Below are 22,447 nucleotides of genomic sequence, written 5' to 3' on the forward strand. Positions count from 1 at the left end.
AAGGTTCCCGCGCTGCGCATGAGTTCCTTGCGGTCCGTGGTCACTGGATCGCCACGACCACCCGTCCCCGCGTCTGGCCGGACAGGATCTCGGGCGCCTTCGCGATCACGTCCTCCAGGCCGATCGTCGTCGTCATGGCGGCGAGCTTGCCCGGATCGAGGTCGCGGGCGAGCCGGTTCCAGGCCTCCCGGCGCAGCGGCAGCGGCGTCATCACGCTGTCGATGCCGAGAAGCGCGATTCCGCGCAGGATGAAGGGCGCCACCGAGGCCGGCAGGTCCATGCCGCCGGCATTGCCGCAGGCCGCCACCGCGCCGCCGTGGCGGGTCATCGACAGCACGTTGGCGAGCGTGGCGCCGCCGACCGTGTCGATGGCGGCGGCCCAGCGCTCCCTGGCGAGGGGCTTGGCCGGCTTCGAGAGCTCCGCGCGGTCGATGATCTCGGCGGCGCCGAGACCGCGCAGGTACTCCGCCTCCGCCGGGCGCCCCGTCGAGGCGATCACCTGCCAGCCGGAGGCGGCGAGCAGCGCGATCGCCACCGAACCGACCCCGCCCGCCGCGCCCGTCACCAGGACGGGACCGCGCTCGGACGCGAGCCCGTGGTGCTCCAGCGCCAGGACCGAGAGCATCGCCGTGTAGCCGGCGGTGCCGATCGCCATCGCCTGATGCGGTGTGAAGTTCGCGGGCAGCGCGACCAGCCAATCGCCCTTCACCCGGGATTTCTGGGCATAGGCACCGAGATGGGTCTCGCCCGTGCCCCAGCCGTTGAGCACGACCGCATCGCCGGGCTTCCAGCCCGGATGGCTCGACTGCTCGACTACCCCCGCGAAGTCGATGCCGGGGATCATCGGGAAGCGTCGCACCACCGGGAGCTTGCCGGTGATCGCGAGCCCATCCTTGTAGTTCAGCGAGGAGTGAGTCACGCGCACCGTGACGTCGCCCTCCATGAGGTCGGCCTCGTCGAAGGTGGTGAGCCCGACGCGCTGGCCGTCTTCGCCCTTCTCGATCACCACCGCCTTGAACGCGCCCATGGGCCGCCTCCCGTCATTCCGGTCCGCCCGGTTGTGGGGCGCGGACGGGAGGGCGGCAAGACGCGAGACGCCCCTCTCTCGCCGCAGGGGCGCGACGGCCGGGCTCAGTAGCCGCCGTAGGGTCCGCCAAAGGCCGGGCCGGCGCCGACCGGGCTCGCATAGGTTCCCGGATATCCGGGCGCGTAGCCGCCATGGCTGCCCGCCGGCACCCAGCCGGACCGGGCCGGCTCGACCAGCACCTTGCGGTGGTAGATGGCGTAGGCGGGCGGGATCACCTCCGGAACCACCTCGGGCGGACGCACCATGACCTGGCGGGTCCGGGTGGCGTAGCGGGCCGGGGTCGTGACCCAGCAGCCGACGAGTTGGCCGTTGTCGTCGTAGGAGGTCTGCCAGACGCGGCTCGGGGGCGCGGCCAGCACCTGCTCGGTCACGGTGTCGTAGACCGGCGGCACGACCCGGGTGATGGTCCGGCCCGGCCGCACCATCACCTGCTCCGGGACGGTCCCGTAGACCGGCGGGATCGTCACGTACCGGTAGCACTCGGCGGTGGCGCAGCCGTAGCCGCCGGCCGCGGTGGGCAAAGCGGGCAGGCACAGGCCCACCGCGGCAGCGAGCAGGAGCGGGAGACGGGCGACCGGAGCGGTCATCGACAGGATCCTCACGGGTGCGGTGGCAGGCGGCGGGGCCGCGCGTCGCCCCGATGGAAGCCCCGCGGGCCTGTCCGCGGCAAGTGCAAACCCACGCGAGGGTAAAGTCGTCCTCGGGGAACACTGCGTATTTTCGAGGAATCCGGAGAGATTCGGGCAAGCCCCGGCGTCGATCCGCCCGGTTGCGGGAGCCCGGCCCAGTCACCGCGCCGGATCCGGGGCGCGTCAACCTTGATGCAGGTTCAGCATGGCGAGAGCTGACGCTGGAGGACGTCCGGGAGAAGTGGACGCCTTTTCTCCGGCACCTTCTCTCCGTCCGGATAGACGACAGGTCAGAAACCGCGAATCCGTCAGGCGCGTCTCGAAGCGCCCGACCGATTCTCGGATGCGGACGATCAGGTCTGTCCCGGCTTGAGCTGGTAGAAGATATGGCGGCCGATGACGTCCATCTTTCTCAGCCGGCGCGACCAGCGCGGGCGGACGTAATCGGCATGGTAATGGGTCGCCCCGCCGACGTCGGCGAGGTAGGTGCGGCCCTCCACCACCTCCTTGGCGATGCGCGTGGCGGTGGCCCAGGCAGTCTCGTCGGTGACGCGCAGGGAGCGGCCCTCGCAGGCGAAGGAGAACTGGCAGCCGAGATAGCGGTGCCGGTTCTGGTAGACGACGCCACAGATATGCGCCGGATAGAGCCCGCTCTTGGCGCGGTTGAGCACCACCTGCGCCACCGCCGCCTGACCCTGCTCGGGCTCGCCGCGGGCCTCGAAATACACCGCCTCGGCGAGGCAGCGCTGCTCCTTCTCGGCATTGTCCGGGGTGATGAGATCGGCGTAGCGCCGCCGCGCCTCCTCGCCAGGCAGGGCCTGGGGCGAGATCCGTGCGGCGGTCGTGACGCCCATGCGCGCATCGAGGCGGGGCGAGACGCCGCCGCCGGCCACGGGCGCCGCCGCCACCTCGATCGGCGTGGCATCGGCGGGCGCGGGCGTCGCGGAGGACAAGGCGATCGCGCGGGGCACCGCGGGCGTGGCGCCGTCCTGGCGCGCGTCGCGGGTGCGCCCGCCCGTCGAGGCGCCGCGGGTCTCCTGCGAGGCGGCGCTCAACGGCGAGCTCTCCGCGGCGCGGTCGCTGCCCTCGCCCTCCGGGAAGGGAACGAAGCCGTTCGCGGGTTCGAGATCCGGATCCCACAAAGCCGGGCCGGGCGTGAGGGTTGAGGCGATGCCGCTGCCCGCGCCGCTGAGCCAGCCGGACCGGGAGATGGCGGCCAGCCGGCGCAGGCCGCCGACCCGGGCCGGCACCAGCGCGTCGGCCTTGCCCCCGCGCTGCGGCACCGGCTTGGCGCCGGCGCCCGTCTTGAGGTCCGGGCGCAGCGGCTCGGCATCGAGCGGTTCCGCCCGGGCCGGGCCCGTCAGGGCCACCGGCCCGATCAGCCCCTCCGCCGGGAGCGGCGGCATCGCACGGGCGGTGAGGGCCGGGATGGCGCTCGCGCCCAGGGACGAGTCCACCCCCGCCGTTGCGGTGAACGAGACGAGGACGCCCGCCGCGACCACCCAGGGGGCCGTCGCGGCGCAGATCCACCGCACGCTCCGCCCCCGCATCGTCCGCTTCTTGCCCACGCCCCGATCCCGCGGCTGTTGCGCCCGAGGCCGCGTCGCGGCCGTCCAGGATGATCGGGTCGTATGGTTGAGCGGAGGTTAATCCGGGGCCGGGTCGCCTCGCCGGAGCGGGCTTCTGCCCGCCGGAGAGGCGCCCCTCCCCGCCGGAGGGGCACCCGGGCTGTCTCAGGCCTGGCCCTGCGGCTTGGTCTGGAGGGCGGCCTGGGCCGCGGCGAGGCGCGCGATCGGCACCCGGTAGGGCGAGCAGGAGACGTAGTCGAGGCCGACCTCCTGGCAGAAGGCGATCGAGGCCGGATCGCCGCCATGCTCGCCGCAGATGCCGAGCTTGAGGCCGGGCCGCACCGCCCGTCCGCGCTCCGCGCCGAGCTTCACGAGTTCGCCCACGCCCTCCTGGTCGATCGACACGAACGGATCCGAGGTCAGGATCCCGTTCTTCGTGTAGGAACCGAGGAAGGTGCCGGCGTCGTCGCGGCTGATGCCGAGCGTCGTCTGGGTCAGGTCGTTGGTGCCGAAGGAGAAGAACTCCGCGGTCTCGGCGATGTCGCCCGCCCGCAGGGCCGCCCGCGGCAGCTCGATCATGGTGCCGACCTGATACTCGACCTTGCTGCCGCTCTCCTGCGCGACGGCCTTGGCCATCGCGTCGATGCGCGCCTTCACGAGGTCGAACTCGGCCTTGGTGAAGACGAGGGGCACCATCACCTCGGGGATGACCGGCGCGCCCGTCCGCTTGGCCGCCTCCACGGCGGCCTCGAAGATGGCGCGGGCCTGCATCTCGGCGATCTCGGGGAACAGGATCGCCAGCCGGCAGCCGCGGAAGCCGAGCATCGGGTTGGTCTCGTCCAGCTCCGTCATGCGGCGGCGCAGCTTGTCCGCCGAGAGGCCGGTCTCCGCCGCGAAGGCGCCGACCTCCTCCTCCTTGGGCAGGAACTCGTGCAGCGGCGGGTCGAGCAGCCGGATCGTAACGGGCAGCCCCGACATAATGGTGAACAGCTCCACGAAGTCCGCTCGCTGGTAGGGCAGCAGCTTGGCGAGCGCCCCGCGCCGCCCCTCCGCGTCGTCCGCGAGGATCATCTCCCGCACGGCGGTGATGCGGCCCTCGTCGAAGAACATGTGCTCGGTGCGCGACAGGCCGATGCCCTCGGCGCCGAAGCTCCGGGCCGCGCGCGCATCCGCCGGGGTCTCGGCATTGGCGCGCACCTTCATGGTCCGCACCTGGTCGGCCCAGTCCATCAGGGTCGCGAAGTCGCCCGACAGTTCGGGCTCCAGCATCGGCATCTCGCCCTGGATCACCTGACCGTTCGAGCCGTCGATGGTGATGAGGTCGCCGGCCTTCAGGGTGACGCCGCCGACCGAGAGGGTGCGGGCGTTGTAGTCGACCCGGATCGCGCCCACGCCGGAGACGCAGGGCTTGCCCATGCCGCGGGCGACCACGGCCGCGTGAGAGGTCATGCCGCCGCGGGTGGTGAGGATGCCCTCGGCCGCATGCATGCCGTGGATGTCTTCCGGCGAGGTCTCGACCCGCACCAGGATGACCTTGCGCTCGGCCTTCTTGGCGGCCTCCGCCTCCTCGGAGTTGAACACGATCTCGCCGCAGGCCGCGCCCGGCGAGGCCGGCAGGCCCGTGGCAATCACCCGGCGCTCCGCCTTCGGATCGATGGTCGGGTGCAGGAGCTGGTCGAGGGAGGCGGGCTCCACGCGTCCGATCGCCTCCTCCTGGCTGATCAGGCCCTCGCCCGCGAGCTCCACGGCGATGCGCAAGGCCGCCTTGGCGGTGCGCTTGCCGTTGCGGGTCTGCAGCATCCAGAGCTTTCCGTTCTCGACGGTGAACTCCATGTCCTGCATGTCGCGGTAATGGTTCTCGAGCAGGCCGTAGATGCGGACGAGCTCCGCATAGGCCTCCGGCATCGCCTTCTCCATGGACGGCTTGTCGGAGCCGGACTCGATGCGGGCGGCCTCGGTAATGTCCTGCGGCGTGCGGATGCCCGCCACCACGTCCTCGCCCTGGGCGTTGATCAGGAACTCGCCGTAGAGCGCCTTCTCGCCCGTCGAGGGATTGCGCGTGAAGGCGACGCCGGTGGCGGAGGTGTCGCCCATATTGCCGAACACCATGGCCTGCACGTTGACCGCGGTGCCCCAGTTCGCCGGGATGTTGTGCAACTCGCGGTACTTGTTGGCGCGCGGATTCATCCAGGAGCCGAAGACGGCGCCGATCGCGCCCCAGAGCTGGGCCTGCGGATCCTGCGGGAAATCCTGGCCGAGCGCGCGCTTCACGATCCCCTTGTACTCGCCGATCAGGTGCTTCCAGTCCTGCGCCGAGAGGTCGGTGTCGAGGTCGAGGCCCTTGGCCTCCTTGTAATGCTCCAGCGCCTCCTCGAAGGTGTGGTGCTCCACGCCGAGCACCACGTTCGAGTACATGGTGATGAAGCGCCGGTAGCTGTCATAGGCGAAGCGCGGATCGCCGGAGCCGCGGGCGAGCGCCTCGACGGTCGTGTCGTTGAGGCCGAGATTGAGCACCGTATCCATCATGCCGGGCATGGAGGCCCGAGCACCCGAGCGCACGGAGACGAGGAGGGGCGTCTCGGAATCGCCGAAGCGGCGGCCGGTCAGCCGGCCGACCGCGTCCAGGGCGGCATCGACTTGGTCCTTCAGGTCCGGCGGGTACTGCCGGCCGTGGTCGTAGAAATAGGTGCAGACCTCGGTCGTGATGGTGAAGCCGGGCGGCACCGGCAGGCCGAGATTCGACATCTCGGCGAGATTCGCGCCCTTGCCGCCGAGCAGGTTGCGCATCGACGACTGCCCCTCGGCCTTGCCGTCGCCGAAGGTGTAGACCCACTTCGCCATGGTGTTCGTCCGTTTGTCCGGGTTGCAACCTGATGCGGAGCCGGGGTTGGACCATCCCTCGGCACAACGCAAGCTGAACGGCGTGGGAGCCCGGTCCCGCAGGCTTCGTGACTCAGTGGACGATCCCGAGCCCGAACAGGCCGGCGAGGATGAGGTAGATCGCCACGATATAGTTCAGCAGCCGCGGCATGATCAGGATCAGCACGCCGGCAATGATCGCGATGACCGGCTGCAGATGTGCCACCGTAATGGTCATGATGCGTCTCCCGCGGCCAAGCGTGGCCGCGTCACGACGACGCGCAGGGCGCCGCCGTGGTTCCGGCGCCTCAGACCCGGAACTTGCCGTGCCGCTTCACCAGCACGGTCGTGCCGACCGGCACCCGGCTGTAAAGGTCGACGATGTCCTCGTTCAGCATGCGCACGCAGCCGGAGGACAGCTGCTCGCCGATGCTCCAGGGCTCGCTGGTGCCGTGGATGCGGAACAGGATGTCGCGCCCGCCCTGATAGAGGTAGAGCGCCCGGGCGCCGAGCGGGTTGTCGAGACCGCCCTTGCGCAAGCGCGGCAGGTCGGGGTTGAGGCTCACCATGGTGGCGGTCGGGCCCCAATCGGGCCAGACGCCCTTGCGGCCGACCGTGGCGACGCCCTTCCAGGAGAAGCCCTGCTTGCCGACGCCGACGCCGTAGCGGATGGCCTCGCCGTTGTCCTGCACGAGGTAGAGCAGGCGCTCGTCGATATCGACCACGATTGTGCCGGGCTTCTCGGGCCCGTTATAGGCGACGACCTGACGGCGGTACTTGGGGTCGATCCGGCTGCGGTCGACCAGAGGCACGTCGTAGGGCTGATCCGGCATCGTGCCGATGTACCAGGCCGCATCCTCGTCCATGGCGGCAACCTTGACCGGGCCGCGGGCGTTGCAGGCGGCGAGCGGGAGAGCTGCCAGGAGGACGGTGAGGATTCGGCGCGGCAACATCAAAAGGCACCTCGATTCGTGGCGGGCTTGCATCGCCCCACCCCTAACGGCTTATCCGGCCGGGGGGTGTGTCGCGGGCGCCTCATCCGAAATCCGATTGATGGCTTCGCCATGCGGTTTCGGATGAGACCGCGTCGGCCTACGCGAGGATGTCCGCCCGACACGTCCGGAGACGATCATCGATCGTCTCGCCCGGCTTCCTCGCCCACTCCCTCTTTCCCGGGCGCATGCAGCGGCAGCGGAATGCGACCCGGGACCCAGCACGAAAAGTCGCGCAGCGACCGTCTCCCTACAGCGCCACCTCGATCAGGAACGGACCGCGCCGGGCGAGGGCATGGCGGAGCACGTCGATGAAATGCGGCAGGGTCTCGACCCGGCGGCCCTCGACGCCGTAGCCGCGGGCGAGGCTCGGCCAGTCGATCGGCGGATCGTCCAGGCTCAGCATGTCGAGCGCCTTGCGGCCTGGATTGGCGCCGACATTGGCGAGTTCCGCCCGCAGGATGGCGTAGGAGCGGTTCGACCAGATCAGCGTCACGACGTCGAGCTTCTCGCGCGCCTGGGTCCAGAGGGACTGCGCCGTGTAGAGGCCGCTGCCATCGGCCTGCAGGGTGATGACCTTGCGGTCCGGGCAGGCGACGGCGGCGCCGGTCGCCATCGGGATGCCGAGGCCGATGGATCCGCCGCTGAGCTGCAGCCAGGTATGGGGCGCCGCGCCCTGCGTCACGGGGAAGAAGTTGCGGCCCGTGGTGATCGACTCGTCGCAGACGATCGCGCCCTCCGGGATCAGGGCGCCGAGCACCTGCCCGACGCTGTCCTGGTCGAGGCGCTCGCCGCCCGGCAGGCTGGGCCGCCCAGGGCTCGGCGGATCGACCGCCGCGGGCGCTCCGACCGCCTGGGCGAGGCGCTCCAGCGCGTCGATCTGGTCGTGCTCGGGGTTTGCGAGGGCGAAAACGTCGCAGGTCGGCGGGGCCAGCGCCGAGGGCTTGCCCGGATAGGCGAAGAAGGCGACGGGGAGCGTCGCCCCGACCAGGATGATGTGGCGGTAGGATTCGAGCGCCGCCCGGGCGAGGTCGACCGGATAGGGCAGCCGCTCGATCGGCACGGTGCCGGCGCCCCGGTCGATGCGGGCATTCGAGGTCATGGCGAGAAGTTGCGCCCCGGTCTTCGCGGCGATGCGGGCCGCGATGCGCCGCCCCTCCCCGCGCACGGCCCTGTCGCCGAGATGCAGGAGCACCGGCTCGCCGCTCCGCAGGGCCGCTACGGCGTGCGTGATCGCCTCGTCGGGCACCCGCGCCCGCGGCGGAACGGGCGCGGGCGGCGCGACGCCGCTGCCCTCCTCCCAGGCGGTGTCGGCGGGCAGGATCAGGGTGGCGACGCCGCCGGGCGGGGCGAGCGCGGCCGCGATGGCCGCCGCCCCGTCCGCCGCCACCGCGCGGGCGCTGAGGCCCGTGCGCAGCCAGGCCGAGACCGGCCTCGCCAGAGACTCGATGTCGGAGGTGAGCGGCGCGTCGTAGGCCCGGTGATAGGTCGCGTGCTCGCCCACGATGTTGACGATCGGCGAGCGCGCCCGCCGGGCATTGTGAAGATTGGCGATGCCGTTTCCGAGGCCGGGGCCGAGATGGAGCAGCGTCGAGGCCGGCTTGTCTGCCATGCGGGCGTAGCCGTCCGCCGCGCCCGTCGCCCCGCCCTCGAACAGGCAGAGCACCGCCCGCATTCCCTCGACCCGGTCGAGCGCCGCCACGAAATGCATCTCGGACGTGCCCGGATTGGTGAAGCACACCTCGACGCCGCCCGCGACCAGCGTGCGAACCAGGCTCTCGGCACCGTTCATGGCCATCGGCACAACACTCCTCCGGGCGGGACGGAAGCGCCCCGGACCGACACCGACATAGCGCAGCCTGAGGGATCCCAAAGGCCGCCGACCCGTTTGGCCATCAGGGCTGGGCCGTTCGGCGCCAGAGATCCCGATCCCCGTGGCGGCGAGGTCCCGATGCGACTCTTCCAGTGCCAGTCCTGCGGCAACATCCTGTATTTCGAGAACCGCAGCTGCGGGCTCTGCGGCCACAGCCTCGCCTACCTTCCGGAAACCGGCACGCTCTCGGCGCTGAAGCCCGCGGGCGGGGACGCCTGGACGCCGCTCGCGGCCCCCGATCGGCCGAGCCGCTTCTGCGCCAATGCCGTGCACGACGCCTGCAACTGGCTGGTGCCCCCCGGCTCGGACGACGCCTTCTGCCTCGCCTGTCGCCACAACGGCACCATCCCGGACATCTCGAACCCCGCCCATCTCGACGCGTGGCGCAAGATCGAGATCGCCAAGCACCGGCTGTTCTACACGCTGCTGCGCTGGAAGCTGCCGCTGAAGACGCGCGCGGAGGATCCCGAGCACGGGCTGATCTTCCACTTCCTCGCCGACCCGCCGGCCGATGGCCCCAAGGTGATGACCGGGCACGACAACGGCGTCGTCACGATCGCTGTCGTCGAGGCGGACGACGCCGAGCGCGAGAGGCGCCGCGCCGCCATGGGCGAGCCCTACCGCACGCTGCTCGGCCATTTCCGGCATGAGGTCGGCCACCATTACTGGGACGTGCTGGTGCGGGATGCCGGCAAGCTCGAGGCCTGCCGGGCGGTCTTCGGCGACGATTCCGAGGATTACTACGAGGCGCTGCAGCGCCACTACAACGAGGGCGTGCCGCCGAACTGGCAGGAGAACTTCGTCTCGGCCTATGCCACCACCCATCCGTGGGAGGATTTCGCCGAGACCTGGGCGCATTACCTGCACATCGTCGACACGCTGGAGATGGCGAGCGCCTTCGGCATGCAGGTGCAGCCGCTCCTCGACGCCACCGGCACGCTCGCGGCGCGGATCGGCTTCGATCCCTACGCGGCCGAGAGCATCGACCAGATCGTGAGCACGTGGCTTCCGGTCACCTTCGCGCTCAACTGCGTGAACCGTGCCATGGGGCTGAACGACCTCTACCCCTTCGTGCTCACCCCGCCGGTCATCGCCAAGCTCGGCTTCATCCACGACCTCGTCCATAGGCGGGTCTGAGCGGCAGGGCAGCGGTCGGCGGAGCGGATGCCGCTCTGGCGCCGGCAGCCGGACGCATCCATGATTGCGGACAAGCCCGCGGGGACGCGTCCGACGCCATCGGCGCCTTCCGGTTGCCGGGCCAAGGAGAAACGCCGCATGAAGCTCGCCAGCCTCGCGCACGGCCGGGACGGCCGCCTCGTCGTCGTGTCGCGCGACCTCACCCGCGCCACCGACGCCTTCATCGTCGTGCCGACGCTGCAGCAGGCCCTCGACGATTGGCCGCGCTACGCGCCTGCCCTCGAGGCTCTGGCCGAGCAGCTCGAACACGGCTCGGTGCCCTCCTTCCGATTCCACGAGCATGACTGCGCGGCGCCGCTGCCGCGCGCCTTCGCCCGGCTGCATGCGGCAGCCTGGCCGGGCCATCGCAGCCTGCTGCGGCAGGCCGAGGGCGCGGAAGCGCCGACCGACGCGGATGCGCTGCTGCGGCAGGCGGTCTCCGACGGCTTCCTCGGCCCGCGCGACCCGATCCCGGCGGATCCGGCCGCGTCCCTCGACCTCGCGGCGGGATTCGCCGTCATCATGGGCGACGTGCCCCGGGGAGCAGGTGCCGAGGAGGCGGCGGGGGCGATCCGCCTCGTCACGCTGATCGGCGAGGTGATCCGCCGCGACCGCCTCAAACCGGACGGGCTCGACCTCGACGGGCCGCTCGCCCCAGGCTTCGCCGCGAGCCTGGGCCCGGTCGCGGTGACGCCCGACGAGCTCGGCGAGGCGTGGCGGGATGGCATGGTCCAGCGGCCGCTCTGTGTGACCCGCAACGGCGCGCTCCTCGGCCGCCTCGATCCGGGGGCGGATCTCGGTGCGGACTTCATCGCCCTGATCGTGGAGGCGGCGCGCCGGCACGCGCTCGGAGCCGGCACGCTCATCAGCGCTGGACCGGTGTCGAACCGCGGCATCGACGGGGGCCCCGGCCGCCCGGTCGCCGAGGGCGGCGCGGGCCATGCCTGCCTGGCCGAAGCGCGGGCTACCGAGATCCTCGCCTCGGGCTGGGCCCACCTGCCGTATCTCACGCCCGGCGACCGCCTGCGCATCGAGGTGAAGGACCGCGCCGGCCACGCGGTCTTCGGCGCCCTCGAGCACGACGTGGCCGGCTGACGCCGCGCCGGCATGCCGGGGGGCCGGCGCGCGAAAATCTGTCCGGACGGAGAGCCGGTGCCGGGAAACCGGTGCCGGAGACAAGGTGTCCACTTCTTCCGGACAGACTCTATCTGTCAGGACCGGCCCTCCCGGACGAGCCCGCGATGCCAGATCCCAACCCCCTCCCCGACCTCGCCGAGGATCTCCCGGACCTGCCCCTGCGGCCGGCGATTCATCTCGACCATTGCGTCATCCATGTCTCGGACTGGGACCGCTCGACGGCCTTCTACCGCGACGTCCTCGGCGCCGAGCCGATCCCGATCGGCAAGGGGTTCGCCTACCGGTTCGGCGGCGTTCAGCTCAACGTCCATGGGCCGGGTCAGATCGGCGCGCCGCGGGCCCGCATCCCGGTGATGCCGGGCGGCAGCGATCTCTGCTTCCGCTGGTCCGGCCCGATCGAGGAGGCGATCGCGCATCTCGGCCGGCACGGCGTCGCGGTCGAGCTCGGGCCGGTGCGCCGCAGCGGCGCGGCCGGCCCCGGGATCAGCGTCTACTTCCGCGATCCTGACGGATCGCTGATGGAATTCATCACCTACCCGACGCCGTGATCCGGCGCAGCCGCTCGCAGCCTTAGGCCCTGGCGAGCGCCGGCCGCCGGCTGCCCGCAAGCGCGTCGCACCTGCCTATGACATGCCGTTTTGGATCCAGGGCTGGTTGATGGGGGAGCGCCGGCGCTCGGGGGTGAGCGCGTTCCAAGCATCGCAGCGGGCATTGAGGCTGCGCGCGTCTCATCCTCCCCCAGTCTCCAGCGGAGCGAAGCCCCCGCCCCCGAAACCGCGAGAGACCCTTCATCCGCTCGGCGGTATCAGTTCACCACCGGCTGCGCCGACCCTGACGGATGAAACCGCGGCTGGAAACCGTGGCTGAATGAGCGCTCCCCTCTGGGGCAGCCCTACCGGCCCTCATGCTGAGGTGCAGGCGATCGCAGATCGCCTGCACCTCAGCATGAGGAGCGGGGCGGCCTCCACGCATGAAGTTCCTATTCAGCCCTCGCCGCGGAGGATCCGGGCCGTGTAGTCGGCCACGTCGATCACGCCTTCTTCGCGCGCCCGGATCGCATCGGCCTCCGGCAGCACGTCCTGCACCATATCGAGGCGCTTCCAGAGCGCGAGCGGCGTCTCGCGGCCCGCCTCGGGCACGTAGCGCGAGCCCTGCACCTTCCGGTAGGTGTGGACGTAGCGCGGGCAGTTGACCCACACCTTCGCGACGTCGACGCGGACGAGGTATTTCGCCTCCCGGTATTCGGCGAGGAGCGGGTCCTCGCGCTCCAGGCGCGCCGTGCCCTGCAGGCGCAGCCGGTGCGGGGTCTCGAAGTCGATGAACAGAAGCCCTACCCGCCCCTGCCCGGCGATGTTCCCCATCGAGTAGAACATGCCGTTGCCGTCATAGCCCGGAAAGACGAGGGTCGTCGGGTCGACCACCCGCACGAAGCCGGGCGATCCTCCCTTGTAGGAGACGGTCGGGTTGCCCGCCGGGTCGACGGTCGAGAGGAAGAACATGTCCCGCCCCTCGATGAAGGCCCGCTCCTCGTCGAGGATCGTGTCGTGGACATGGTCCTGGTCGAGGCGCTCGGCGAGCTTCGTCGTGCCGAATTCCTCCTGGAGGGCGCGATGCGCCTCCGAATAGAGCGAGCCCATGGTGTCCTCCTCCGTCGTTCTCGTTGGGCCGCGGGGCGGCGGGCGGGATCCTTAGCCGTGGGGGATCCGTGCGCAATCGGGCCTTCGGGCACGAAAAAGCCGGCCCCGCGGGGTCGCGGAGCCGGCCGTGAGGACGAACCGGAAGACGGTCAGTTCTTGGTCTTGTCGACCAGCGCCTTCTCCTTGATCCACGGCATCATGGCGCGCAGGCGCTCGCCGACCTCCTCGATCGGGTGAGCGGCGTTGCGGGCGCGGGTCGCCTTGAACGAGGTCTGGTTGACCTTGTTCTCCAGCATCCAGTTGCGCGTGAAGGTGCCCGACTGGATGTCGGTGAGCACCCGCTTCATCTCCGCCTTGGTCTCGGGCGTGATGATGCGCGGGCCCGTCACGTACTCGCCGTACTCGGCCGTGTTCGAGATCGAGTAGTTCATGTTGGCGATGCCGCCCTCGTAGATGAGGTCGACGATCAGCTTCACCTCGTGGAGGCACTCGAAATAGGCCATCTCGGGGGCGTAGCCCGCCTCGACCAGCGTCTCGAAGCCCGCCTTGATGAGCTCGACGAGGCCGCCGCAGAGCACGACCTGCTCGCCGAACAGGTCGGTCTCGCACTCCTCCTTGAAGGTCGTCTCGATGATGCCGGCGCGGCCGCCGCCATTCGCCGAGGCGTAGGAGAGGCCGAGATCATGCGCATTGCCCGAGGCGTCCTGGGCGATCGCGATCAGGGTCGGCACGCCGCCGCCGCGCAGATACTCCGAGCGCACCGTGTGGCCCGGGCCCTTCGGGGCGACCATCAGCACGTCGAGATCCTTGCGGGGCTCGATCAGGTTGAAGTGCACGTTGAGGCCGTGGGCGAAGAGGAGCGCGGCGCCCTGCTTCATCTGGTTGTGCAGGGACTCGCGGTAGATGTCGCCCTGCAGCTCGTCGGGCGTGAGCATCATGACCACATCGGCCTGGGCCGCCGCGTCGGCGACCTCCATGACCTTGAAGCCCTCGGCCTCGGCCTTCTTGGCGCTGGCCGAGCCCTTGCGCAGGGCGATGACGATGTCCTTGACGCCGGAATCGCGCAGGTTCAGCGCGTGGGCGTGGCCCTGGCTGCCGTAGCCGACGATGACGACCTTCTTGCCCTTAATGAGATTGATGTCGGCGTCGCGATCGTAATAGACCCGCATGGCGGCTCCCCCTTGATCGAGTTGGTGGAGGTGATGGGACGCTCCGGGCGCTGGAGCGGCCGTGCGATCTGGCGGCTTTTAGCCGGGCGGTTCGCGACAGGGAATAGGGATTGCGGCGTGACTCGCGCAGGTCGGGTGCGCGTCTTGCAGAAACCTCGAGGCATGTAGAGACCGTGACCGGCAGGCTGGACGTGATCGCACCGGGCGATGTGGTGGGCTTCTGGCGGGCGGCGGGAGCCGGGCGCTGGTTCACGGCGGATCCGGACTTCGATGCGGCCTGCCACGCCTTTCGCGCCGCGCACGAGGCGGCCTCCCGCGGCGACCTCGCGGCCTGGGAGGCGGATCCGGAGGGCGCGCTCGCCCTCGTCCTCCTCCTCGACCAGTTCCCGCGCAACCTCTTCCGCGGCACGCCGCGCGCCTATGCCACCGATGCGGCGGCGCGCGCCGCCGCCGAGCGCGCCCTCGCGCGCGGGCACGACCGGGCGATCGAGCCGGAGCTGCGCGCCTTCCTCTACATGCCCTTCATGCATGCGGAGGACCCCGCCCATCAGGACCGCAGCCTCGCGCTGTTCGAGGCGCTGGGCTTGACCGACAACCTCGATGCCGCCCGCGAGCATCACGACCTGATCCGCCGCTTCGGCCGCTTCCCCCATCGCAACCCGATCCTCGGCCGCGCCGAGACGCCGGAGGAGCGGGCCTATCTGGCGGGCGAGGACGCGTTCCGCGGCTGAGGCGGCCGCATGGGCGCCCCCTCCTCTGGCAGCCGCCCCCTCTCCTCATGCTGAGGTGCTGGCGATCGAAGATCGCACCGCAGCGGGCCTCTGGCCGGCATCAGCCGGCACGCACGCCTGAACGCTGGTCCGAGTCTCCGGTGATGGGAGATCGGTTCAGGGGTGCTTCGAGGCAGCCTTCGGCTGCACCTCAGCATGAGGGCCGTTCTGGCCTCCAGGATCGTCTTGCGGGACTGAGGGGTGGCTTTCTTCGTTCGCCACCGGCCGAGCCGACCCTGACGGATGAAGCGTCAGGATGCGCCAAGCGTCGTGCCGCACCCGAACATGGTGAGCTTTCGATCGAGGATCGTCGCGGATCCCAGGCAGGCCGCGCAGACCTTGTCGGCGCAACGCGGCCGGTGCCGTTCTATTCCGGCAGCGCCAGACCTTCCCGGGCAAAGGCCCGCTGCACCGCCGGCCGCGCCGCCATGCGCCGGGCGTGGTCGGTCCAGCGCGGGAACTGCCGGGCCATGTCGTAGCCGAGCGTGGGGCCGCGCCCCCAGGTCCAGAACACCAGAAGGTAGGGGTCGGCCACGCTGTAGCGCTCGCCGAGCGCCCAGCCGCCGCGGGACAGCCCGGCCTCGACCATGCTCCAGAGATCGAGGCAGGTTTCGCGGCCCTTGGCCTGCACCTCCGCGATCGCCGCCTCCCCGCTGGCATAGCGCTCCGCCCGGCGGACATGCGCGTAGGCGACGTGGACCGTCGAGGCGATCCAGGCCAGCCACTCGGCGCAGCGCGCCTCCGCCCGCGGATCCTCCGGCCACAGCCCCGCCGCGGGGAAGCGCTGCGCGATGTAGCGCAGCACGGCCGGGTTCTCGGTCAGCACCCAGTCGCCCTCCGCCAGGGCCGGCACCCGGCCCTTCCGGTTGACGGCGAGGTAGGATGGCTCCCGCTGCTCGCCCGCTGCGAGATTCACCCGCACCGCCTCGTAGGGCGCGCCGGTCTCCTCCAGGGCGATGTGCGGCGCGAGCGAGCAGGCGCCGGGCGAGTAGTAGAGCCGCAATGGTTCGGTCATCGTATCCTCGAGGAGATCAGAATGGGCTGACGGGGAAGAAGCGCAGGTAGAGTTCGGCGTATTTGCCCTCGTCCCACAGGCGCTGGAGGGCGTCGTCGAGGGCGCGGGCCAGCACCTCGTCCTCCTTGCGGGTGACGAGGCCGATCCCTTCGCCGAAATAGCGGTTCTCCAGGTAGTCGCCACCCGCGAAGGCGCAGCACCCGGCCGCGTCGACGCCGCCGATCCACAGGGCGAGCGACACCCCGTCGGCGAAGAGGTAGTCGATCTCCCCGCGCTTGAGCGCCGCCTCGGCCGAGCCGAGGTCCGGGAAGGCCCGTGGGGTGATCCGGAAGAACGTCTTCAGGTAGGCCTCATGGGCCGTGCCCGCGAGGACGCCGACGCTGCGCGAGGCGAGCGCCTTCGCGTCCGGCTCCGGCACGCCCCGGTCCGTGCGGGCGACGAAGCGGGCGGGCCAGCGGAAATAGGGCCGCGTGGCGAGGAAGTTCGCGCGCAACGAAGGGGTCAGCGGGATCGCGGCCGCCACCACGTCGCCCTGGTTGGCCGACAGCGCGTCGAGCAGCGTGTCGAAGCGGCGCGCCTGCACCGTGCAGGTGAGCGCGAGCTTCTCGCAGGCCGCCCGGGCGAGTTCCACCGCGAACCCGGTCGGATTGCCGTCCGGACCCGTGAAATGCAGCGGCGGAAACTCGTCGTCGGTGAGGAAGCGAACCGCGCGCGTCGTCTGCGGGGGCTGCGGCCGTTCGAGCCGGGCGCGCGGATTCCAGAAATTCGGGATCGTCACCGTCTCGGCCGCCGCCCCGTCTGCGAGCGACAGCGCGAGACCAAGACAGAGCAGCCACCATACCTTCCCTTGCGTCATCGATCTTCCGGTTGTACGATCTGCACAACGGTTGCGCGCGGCTTCGGGGTCGGTGCGGGTAAGGCCCATGGGCTTTCGTGTAGCACGATCCTTTGCCGCCGGGAGTCCGGGTGTCATTCGAACCGCGAGCCGGCACGGCCGGCACCCTCCGTTTCCCGCTCGAACTCGCCTTCCTGCTCTGGCAGGGCGTGCGCCCGGACATCCTGATTCACGCCATGGGCGAGGCCCACCGGGCCGGAACCGACGGGGCCACCGCGCTCCTGCGGGCGGGGCTGATGAGCGAGGATGCCTATTACCGCGCGCTCGCCCGCGCCCTCGGCTCCCCGTATCTCGAGGATCTCGCCCTCGCGCCCGGCGCCCGCTACCCGGACAGCGTCCTGGCGGGAGCCGCGCCTCTCCGGCCCGGCCCCTGGGGAACGCTGGTCCTGGCGCCGCAGGGCGCCGCCATCGCCGAGCTTCTCCGCCACGGCGGAGGCCGGCCCCCGGCCATCACGGCGCCGGCCCGCCTGCGCGCGGCGGTGCTGCACCTTCACGGGGCGGAGGCGGCCCGCCGGGCCGCCGAGACGCTGGAGGTCCGCGCGCCCGACTGGGCGTATCGGCCGGGCCTGCTGCCCGCGCAGGGGCTCACGCTCGGCCTGTCGCTCGCGGCCGTGCCGCTGCTCCTCGACGCCCCGGCCGCCCTGCAGGGCGCGGCCCTCGCGGCCGGCAACCTACTGTTCCTCGGCATGATGCTCTTCCGTCTCGCCGCCGTGATCGAGCCACCGCTGCCGGTTCCCGATTATCCGCGTGCCGCGGATGCGGATCTTCCCGTTTACACGGTGCTGGTCGCGCTCCACCGGGAGGCCGCCGTCGTGCCCCACCTGATCGGGGCGCTCGAAAGGCTGGACTACCCGGCCGCCAAGCTCGACGTGAAGCTCGTCCTCGAGGCGGATGATGCCGAGACGGCCGGCGCGCTCGCCGCCCGCGCCCTGCCGCCCTGGATCGAGATCGTGGTGGCGCCCCCGGGCCTGCCGCGCACGAAGCCGCGCGCTCTCAACGTGGCGCTGGCGCTCGCCCGCGGCGAGTACCTCGTGGTCTATGATGCCGAGGACGTGCCGGATCCGGGCCAGCTCCGCATGGCGGCGGCGATCTTCGCAGGCGCCAACCCGCGGACGGCCTGCCTGCAGGGCCGCCTCGTCATCGACAACACCGGCGATTCCTGGCTCACCCGCTGCTTCACGCTCGAATACACCGCGCTCTTCGACGTGCTGATCCCCGCCCTCGCGGCCTGGCGGCTGCCGGTCCCGCTCGGCGGCACCACCACGCATTTCCGCACCGCGACCCTGCGGACGCTGCATGGCTGGGACGCCTGGAACGTCACCGAGGATGCGGATCTCGGCCTGCGTCTCGCGCTGGCCGGCTACCATGTCGGCGACCTGCCGCTCTCCACCGAGGAGGAGGCACCGGCCGAGATCCGGCCCTGGCTGCGCCAGCGCGTCCGCTGGATGAAGGGCTTCGTCCAGACCACGATCACGCATAGCCGCCGGCCCGCCGCGGCCGCGACCGCGCTCGGTCCTCTGGGGAGCCTCTGCGCCCTGGCGCTGATCCCGGGCACCGTCGTCTCGGCGCTGGTCTATCCGGCGCTGCTCGCCGTCGCCGGATGGCGGATCGTCCTTTCGCCCGCGGAGCCCGATCCGAGCTTCTGGGTGAACATGGTGACCGCGCTCGGCCTCGTCCTGTTCGGCGCAGGGCTCGCCGCCTTGCTGCTGCCGGCGGCCCGCGGCTGCCTCCAGCGGCGCTGGTGGGGTCTCCTGCCCTGGATCTGCGTGCTGCCCGTCTATTACGGGCTCATGAGCGTCGCGGCCTGGCTCAGCCTGGCCGAACTCGTCCTCGCCCCGTCCCGGTGGAACAAGACCGAGCACGGCCGCGCGAGAACCTCGCGCAGCGGGGCCCTGGCGGCGCGGCCCTGCTCCTCAGAGCCGCCGCGCGACCTCCGCGGCGGCGTCGGACGCCGGCCGCATCAGGTTGAGGGAGCCGACGAAGTTGTTGGCACCGTCCATGATGTAGACGAGCGCGGTATGCTCCATCGTGTAGTCTCCGTCCTTCAGCGGCACCTTGCGGCTATAGGCGCGATAGGCCTTCACGGCACCCGCCACCGCGTCGGTTGAGCCGGTCAGGCCCACGATGCGCGGGTCGAAGCTCGCGAGGTACTGCTTGAGGGCTTCCGGCGTGTCGCGCTCGGGATCGACGGTGATGAAGAGGACCTTCATGTCGCGGCCCTTCGGGCCGAGCGCGGCGAGGACGTCGGAGATCTGCTGGAGCGTCGTCGGGCAGACATCCGGGCAGTGGGTGAAGCCGAAGAACACGAGATGCGTCCGCCCCGCGAAATCCTTCTCGGACACGGTCTTCCCGTCCTGGTTGACGAGCGTGAAGGGACCACCGACGCCGCTCGCCGTGACGGCCGGGCGCCCGAGCATCGTCACGGCGACGAGCCCCAGGGCGGCGAGGCCGAGGGCGAAGGCGAGGAGCGGGATCGCGGCACGGCGCAACGCGGGCGAGAGGGACATGGGCAGAAGCTTCCGGCTCGAAGGTCGGGCGCCGGCTCACCACGCCACATCGCGGGCCGCAAGGAGGCATGCCGTCGCCCCGCTCCGCGTGGAGCGCAGCCCTGCCTCTGGCCGGGGTCGGTTGCGTCAGGCCCGCGCCTCTCCTATCGGTCCGGCGCTGCGCCCCCGCACCGACGAGACAACCCCGATGACCAACAGACTTTCGCTCCCGAAGGACAAGATCCGCGTCCTTCTCCTCGAAGGAATCAACGACAGTGCGGTGATGCTGCTGAACGCGGCGGGCTACACCAACGTCACGCGGCTCTCGAAGGCCCTCGGTCCCACCGACCTGCACGAGGCGCTCAAGGGCACGCATATCCTGGGCATCCGCTCGCGCACGCAGCTCGACGAGGCGGCCCTCGAGGCGGCCGACCGCCTGATCGCCGTCGGGTGCTTCTCGGTCGGCACCAACCAGGTGGATCTCGAAGCGGCCCGCCGCCGGGGCATCCCTATCTTCAACGCGCCCTTCTCCAACACCCGGTCGGTCGCCGAACTGGTCATCGGCGAGATCGTGATGCTGCTGCGCCGCATCGTGCCGCGCTCCGTCTCCGCCCATGCGGGCGGCTGGGACAAGTCGGCGGCGAACTCCTTCGAGGTGCGCGGCAAGACGCTCGGCATCGTCGGCTACGGCAATATCGGCTCGCAGCTTTCGAACCTCGCCGAGGCGATGGGCATGCGGGTGATCTTCTTCGACCTGACCGACCGCCTGCGCCACGGCAACACCGAGCCGGTGGACACCCTGGAGGAGCTTCTGGCCCAGAGCGACGTCGTGTCGCTGCACGTGCCGGAGACGCCCGCCACCCACACCATGATCGGCGAGGCGCAGATCCGGGCGATGAAGCCCGGCGCCTACCTCATCAACAACAGCCGCGGCACGGTGGTGGACCTCGAGGCGCTGGCGAGCGCGCTGCGCGACGGCCACCTGCGCGGCGCCGCCGTGGACGTCTTCCCGGTCGAGCCGAAGTCGAACCACGAGCGCTTCACCTCGCCGCTCCAGGGGCTGGAGAACGTAATCCTCACCCCGCATGTCGGCGGCTCGACGGAGGAGGCGCAGGAGCGCATCGGCTCCGAGGTGGCGCGCAAGCTCGTCGACTATTCGGATATCGGCTCGACGGTGGGCGCGGTGAACTTCCCGCAGGTGCAGCTCGCAGCCCGTCCGCTCGGCACCCGCTACATCCACGTCCAGCGCAACATTCCCGGCATGCTGCGCCGGCTCAACGACGTCTTCGCCAGCAACGGCATCAACATCGCGGCCCAGTTCTATCAGACGGATGGCGAGGTCGGTTACGTCGTCATCGAGACGGACGCGTTGGGCGACGCCGATGCGCTGCTGGAGGAGATCCGGGAACTCGAAGGCACGATCCGGGCGCGGCTGCTGTACGAGCGGCGGTAGCGCCTCAGGCGCCCCGCTCCTTTGAAAGGTCGCGGGACGCACTGCGGGAACCCCTCTCCCGAGTGGGAGAGGGGTAGGGGTGAGGGTGGAGACGGTGCAGCAAGTATCCTGAACCGTCCTGCTGCCAGCTCGATGTTCAGCGCTTAATCCGGAAGCATAGCACCCTCACCCCTGCCCCTCTCCCACTCGGGAGAGGGGTTCCGGTGCTGCCCGTGTGTCATCGGAAACAGTGTCGGCCGGCAGGAACGCCGCGGCTTCGTCGATGACTGCCCGCGCGCCGCGCCCGACCGCGTCGCCCACCATCACGATGGCCGGCCCCTCGGCACCGCTCGCCGCGACCCGATCCGCCAGGGTCGCCGCGCTGCCCTGCACCACGACCTGCTCCGGCCGGGTGGCGTTGAACACCGCGAGCGCGGGCGTCCCGGGAGGCAGGCCCCCCGCGACCGCGCGGGCGAGCAGCGCGCCGAGGGTGCGCTTGGGCATGTAGATCACGGTGGTGACGGACGGCTCGCTCAGCGCCGCCCAGTTGAGGTCGTCCGGCAGGGCGCCGCGGCGGTCATGGCCCGTGACGTATTGCAGGCGGCGCGCCGCGTCGCGGTGGGTGAGCGAGAAGCCGAGGGAGGCGGCCGCCCCCTGCGCCGCCGTCACGCCCGGCACCACCGAGACCGGGATCCCCGCCGCCCGGCAGGCCTCGATCTCCTCGCCGGCCCGGCCGAAGACCAGCGGATCGCCCGCCTTCAGCCGCACCACCCGTTTGCCCGACCGGGCGAGGCTCACCATCAGCGCGTTGATGTCGTCCTGGCGGCAGGACGGGCCATGGCCGGTCTTGCCGACGAGCATGGTGCGGGCTTCGCGCCGGGCATAGTCGAGGATCTCCGGCGCAACGAGGTCGTCGTACAGGATCACGTCGGCGCTGCGCAGGGCGCGCAGGGCCTTCAGGGTCAGGAGCTCGGCATCGCCCGGCCCCGCCCCCACCAGCACCACGGAGCCGCCCCGCGGACCGGCATCGGTCTCTGCCATCAGGTCGTCGAGGTCGGCCCGGCGCGGCGCCCGGTCCGGCTCGGCGAAGGCGCGGTCGGTGAAGCGCTCCCAGAAGGCGCGGCGCTCCGCAAAAGCCTGATAGCGGGCGCCGACCGTCGCGCGCCAGTCGCGGGCCGCCGCCACCCAGGCCTTGAAGCCCGCAGGCAACATCGCCTCGATGCGCGCCCGCACGGTCTGGCCGAAGACCGGGGCGGCCCCCTCCGTCGAGATGCCGACGACCAGGGGCGAGCGGTTGACGATCGCCCCGAAGGACACGTCGCAGAGATGCGGCCGGTCGATGGCGTTGACGATAGCCCCCGCCTGCCGCGCGGCGGCGACGAAGCCGGCGCATTCCTCCTCGTCCTCATGGGCCGTGATGGCGAAGGCGGCGCCGTCGAGGTCGGCCGGATTCCAGTCGCGCTCGTGCAGGACGATGCGCCCGGCGACCGTCTCGGCGGGCGCTGCCCGCAGCTCGTCGGTGGGCTCGGGCGCGAACACGTCCACATGGGCGCCCGCTGCCGCCAGCAGCTTCGCCTTCCAGGCGGCACCGCCATTGGCGCCCGCCAGCACGGCCCGCCTGCCCTGGAGCGTCACGAAGACCGGCAGCACCGCGAGGGGCTCGAGGCCGGAGGAGCGCGTCTCGCGCGGAAGGCGGGGGGAACTCATGAGTGTCGACATACG

General features: G+C 71.1%; 18 protein-coding genes and 1 pseudogene. 6 read left to right on the plus strand and 13 right to left on the minus strand.

Annotated features, from left to right (window positions below):
- Nucleotides 1-40: 40 nt before the first annotated feature.
- The 7 genes from acuI to MNOD_RS13580 all read right to left on the minus strand — a co-directional run bounded on the left by acuI (nt 41) and on the right by MNOD_RS13580 (nt 8,933).
- Nucleotides 41-1,027, minus strand: coding sequence for an acrylyl-CoA reductase (NADPH) (gene acuI / locus MNOD_RS13555; protein ID WP_015929472.1), 987 nt, complete (start codon nt 1,025-1,027; stop codon nt 41-43).
- 104 nt (nt 1,028-1,131) lie between these two features.
- Complete coding sequence (locus MNOD_RS13560) at nt 1,132-1,674, minus strand: hypothetical protein (protein WP_015929473.1); 543 nt, start codon at nt 1,672-1,674, stop codon at nt 1,132-1,134.
- A 395-nt stretch (nt 1,675-2,069) separates the two neighbouring features.
- Entirely contained in the window at nt 2,070-3,251 is a 1,182-nt protein-coding gene (locus tag MNOD_RS13565) for a cell wall hydrolase (RefSeq protein WP_425277510.1), read from the minus strand.
- Nucleotides 3,252-3,449: 198 nt separating this feature from the next.
- Nucleotides 3,450-6,125 carry a pyruvate, phosphate dikinase gene (ppdK, locus tag MNOD_RS13570; RefSeq protein WP_015929475.1) on the minus strand — a complete coding sequence of 892 codons (2,676 nt, stop codon included), beginning with the start codon at nt 6,123-6,125 and terminating at the stop codon, nt 3,450-3,452.
- Nucleotides 6,126-6,237: 112 nt separating this feature from the next.
- Nucleotides 6,238-6,381, minus strand: a complete 144-nt coding sequence (locus tag MNOD_RS43175; RefSeq protein WP_015929476.1) for a DUF3096 domain-containing protein — start codon at nt 6,379-6,381, stop codon at nt 6,238-6,240.
- A 70-nt stretch (nt 6,382-6,451) separates the two neighbouring features.
- Nucleotides 6,452-7,096 carry a L,D-transpeptidase gene (locus tag MNOD_RS13575; RefSeq protein WP_015929477.1) on the minus strand — a complete coding sequence of 215 codons (645 nt, stop codon included), beginning with the start codon at nt 7,094-7,096 and terminating at the stop codon, nt 6,452-6,454.
- 289 nt (nt 7,097-7,385) lie between these two features.
- Nucleotides 7,386-8,933, minus strand: coding sequence for an acetolactate synthase large subunit (locus MNOD_RS13580; protein WP_015929478.1), 1,548 nt, complete (start codon nt 8,931-8,933; stop codon nt 7,386-7,388).
- A gap of 153 nt (nt 8,934-9,086) precedes the next feature.
- On the opposite strand from MNOD_RS13580, the gene MNOD_RS13585 reads away from it, so the two are divergent.
- From MNOD_RS13585 to MNOD_RS13595, 3 genes are all read left to right on the plus strand, one after another.
- Nucleotides 9,087-10,145, plus strand: a complete 1,059-nt coding sequence (locus MNOD_RS13585) for a zinc-binding metallopeptidase family protein (RefSeq protein ID WP_015929479.1) — start codon at nt 9,087-9,089, stop codon at nt 10,143-10,145.
- Between the two features lie 138 nt (nt 10,146-10,283).
- Nucleotides 10,284-11,279: a fumarylacetoacetate hydrolase family protein gene (locus MNOD_RS13590; RefSeq protein WP_015929480.1), complete on the plus strand. Its 996-nt coding sequence runs from the start codon at nt 10,284-10,286 to the stop codon at nt 11,277-11,279.
- A 146-nt stretch (nt 11,280-11,425) separates the two neighbouring features.
- On the plus strand, nt 11,426-11,869 hold the full coding sequence (locus MNOD_RS13595; protein WP_015929481.1) for a VOC family protein: 444 nt from the start codon (nt 11,426-11,428) through the stop codon (nt 11,867-11,869).
- A gap of 435 nt (nt 11,870-12,304) precedes the next feature.
- Here MNOD_RS13595 and MNOD_RS13600 read toward each other — a convergent pair whose 3' ends face one another.
- Nucleotides 12,305-12,958 (minus strand): pyridoxamine 5'-phosphate oxidase family protein, encoded by a 654-nt coding sequence (locus MNOD_RS13600; RefSeq protein WP_015929482.1) that lies wholly within the window; start codon nt 12,956-12,958, stop codon nt 12,305-12,307.
- Between the two features lie 149 nt (nt 12,959-13,107).
- Nucleotides 13,108-14,127 carry a ketol-acid reductoisomerase gene (gene ilvC, locus MNOD_RS13605; RefSeq protein ID WP_015929483.1) on the minus strand — a complete coding sequence of 340 codons (1,020 nt, stop codon included), beginning with the start codon at nt 14,125-14,127 and terminating at the stop codon, nt 13,108-13,110.
- A 173-nt stretch (nt 14,128-14,300) separates the two neighbouring features.
- On the opposite strand from ilvC, the gene MNOD_RS13610 reads away from it, so the two are divergent.
- Nucleotides 14,301-14,858 (plus strand): DUF924 family protein, encoded by a 558-nt coding sequence (locus tag MNOD_RS13610; protein WP_015929484.1) that lies wholly within the window; start codon nt 14,301-14,303, stop codon nt 14,856-14,858.
- 406 nt (nt 14,859-15,264) lie between these two features.
- Here MNOD_RS13610 and MNOD_RS13615 read toward each other — a convergent pair whose 3' ends face one another.
- Nucleotides 15,265-15,912 (minus strand): glutathione S-transferase family protein, encoded by a 648-nt coding sequence (locus MNOD_RS13615; protein ID WP_015929485.1) that lies wholly within the window; start codon nt 15,910-15,912, stop codon nt 15,265-15,267.
- A 16-nt stretch (nt 15,913-15,928) separates the two neighbouring features.
- Nucleotides 15,929-16,768: a transporter substrate-binding domain-containing protein gene (locus tag MNOD_RS13620; RefSeq protein WP_015929486.1), complete on the minus strand. Its 840-nt coding sequence runs from the start codon at nt 16,766-16,768 to the stop codon at nt 15,929-15,931.
- Between the two features lie 110 nt (nt 16,769-16,878).
- Between MNOD_RS13620 and MNOD_RS50610 the strand changes: the two are divergent.
- Nucleotides 16,879-18,777 (plus strand): annotated as a pseudogene (locus tag MNOD_RS50610) (glycosyltransferase family 2 protein); the annotation flags it as partial.
- Here the strand turns inward: MNOD_RS50610 and MNOD_RS43180 are convergent.
- Nucleotides 18,721-19,314, minus strand: a complete 594-nt coding sequence (locus MNOD_RS43180) for an SCO family protein (protein WP_015929488.1) — start codon at nt 19,312-19,314, stop codon at nt 18,721-18,723. The pseudogene MNOD_RS50610 and the gene MNOD_RS43180 overlap by 57 nt on opposite strands.
- A 187-nt stretch (nt 19,315-19,501) precedes the next feature.
- Between MNOD_RS43180 and serA the strand changes: the two genes are divergently transcribed.
- On the plus strand, nt 19,502-20,746 hold the full coding sequence (gene serA, locus MNOD_RS13630) for a phosphoglycerate dehydrogenase (protein ID WP_015929489.1): 1,245 nt from the start codon (nt 19,502-19,504) through the stop codon (nt 20,744-20,746).
- Nucleotides 20,747-20,911: 165 nt separating this feature from the next.
- Here the strand turns inward: serA and cysG are convergent, their stop codons facing one another.
- The gene (gene cysG / locus MNOD_RS13635; RefSeq protein WP_050783511.1) at nt 20,912-22,432 is read right to left on the minus strand and encodes a siroheme synthase CysG; all 1,521 of its coding nucleotides are present in this window, start codon (nt 22,430-22,432) and stop codon (nt 20,912-20,914) included.
- Between the last annotated feature and the right edge of the window lie 15 nt (nt 22,433-22,447).

Source organism: Methylobacterium nodulans ORS 2060 (genome assembly GCF_000022085.1).
GTDB lineage: Bacteria > Pseudomonadota > Alphaproteobacteria > Rhizobiales > Beijerinckiaceae > Methylobacterium > Methylobacterium nodulans.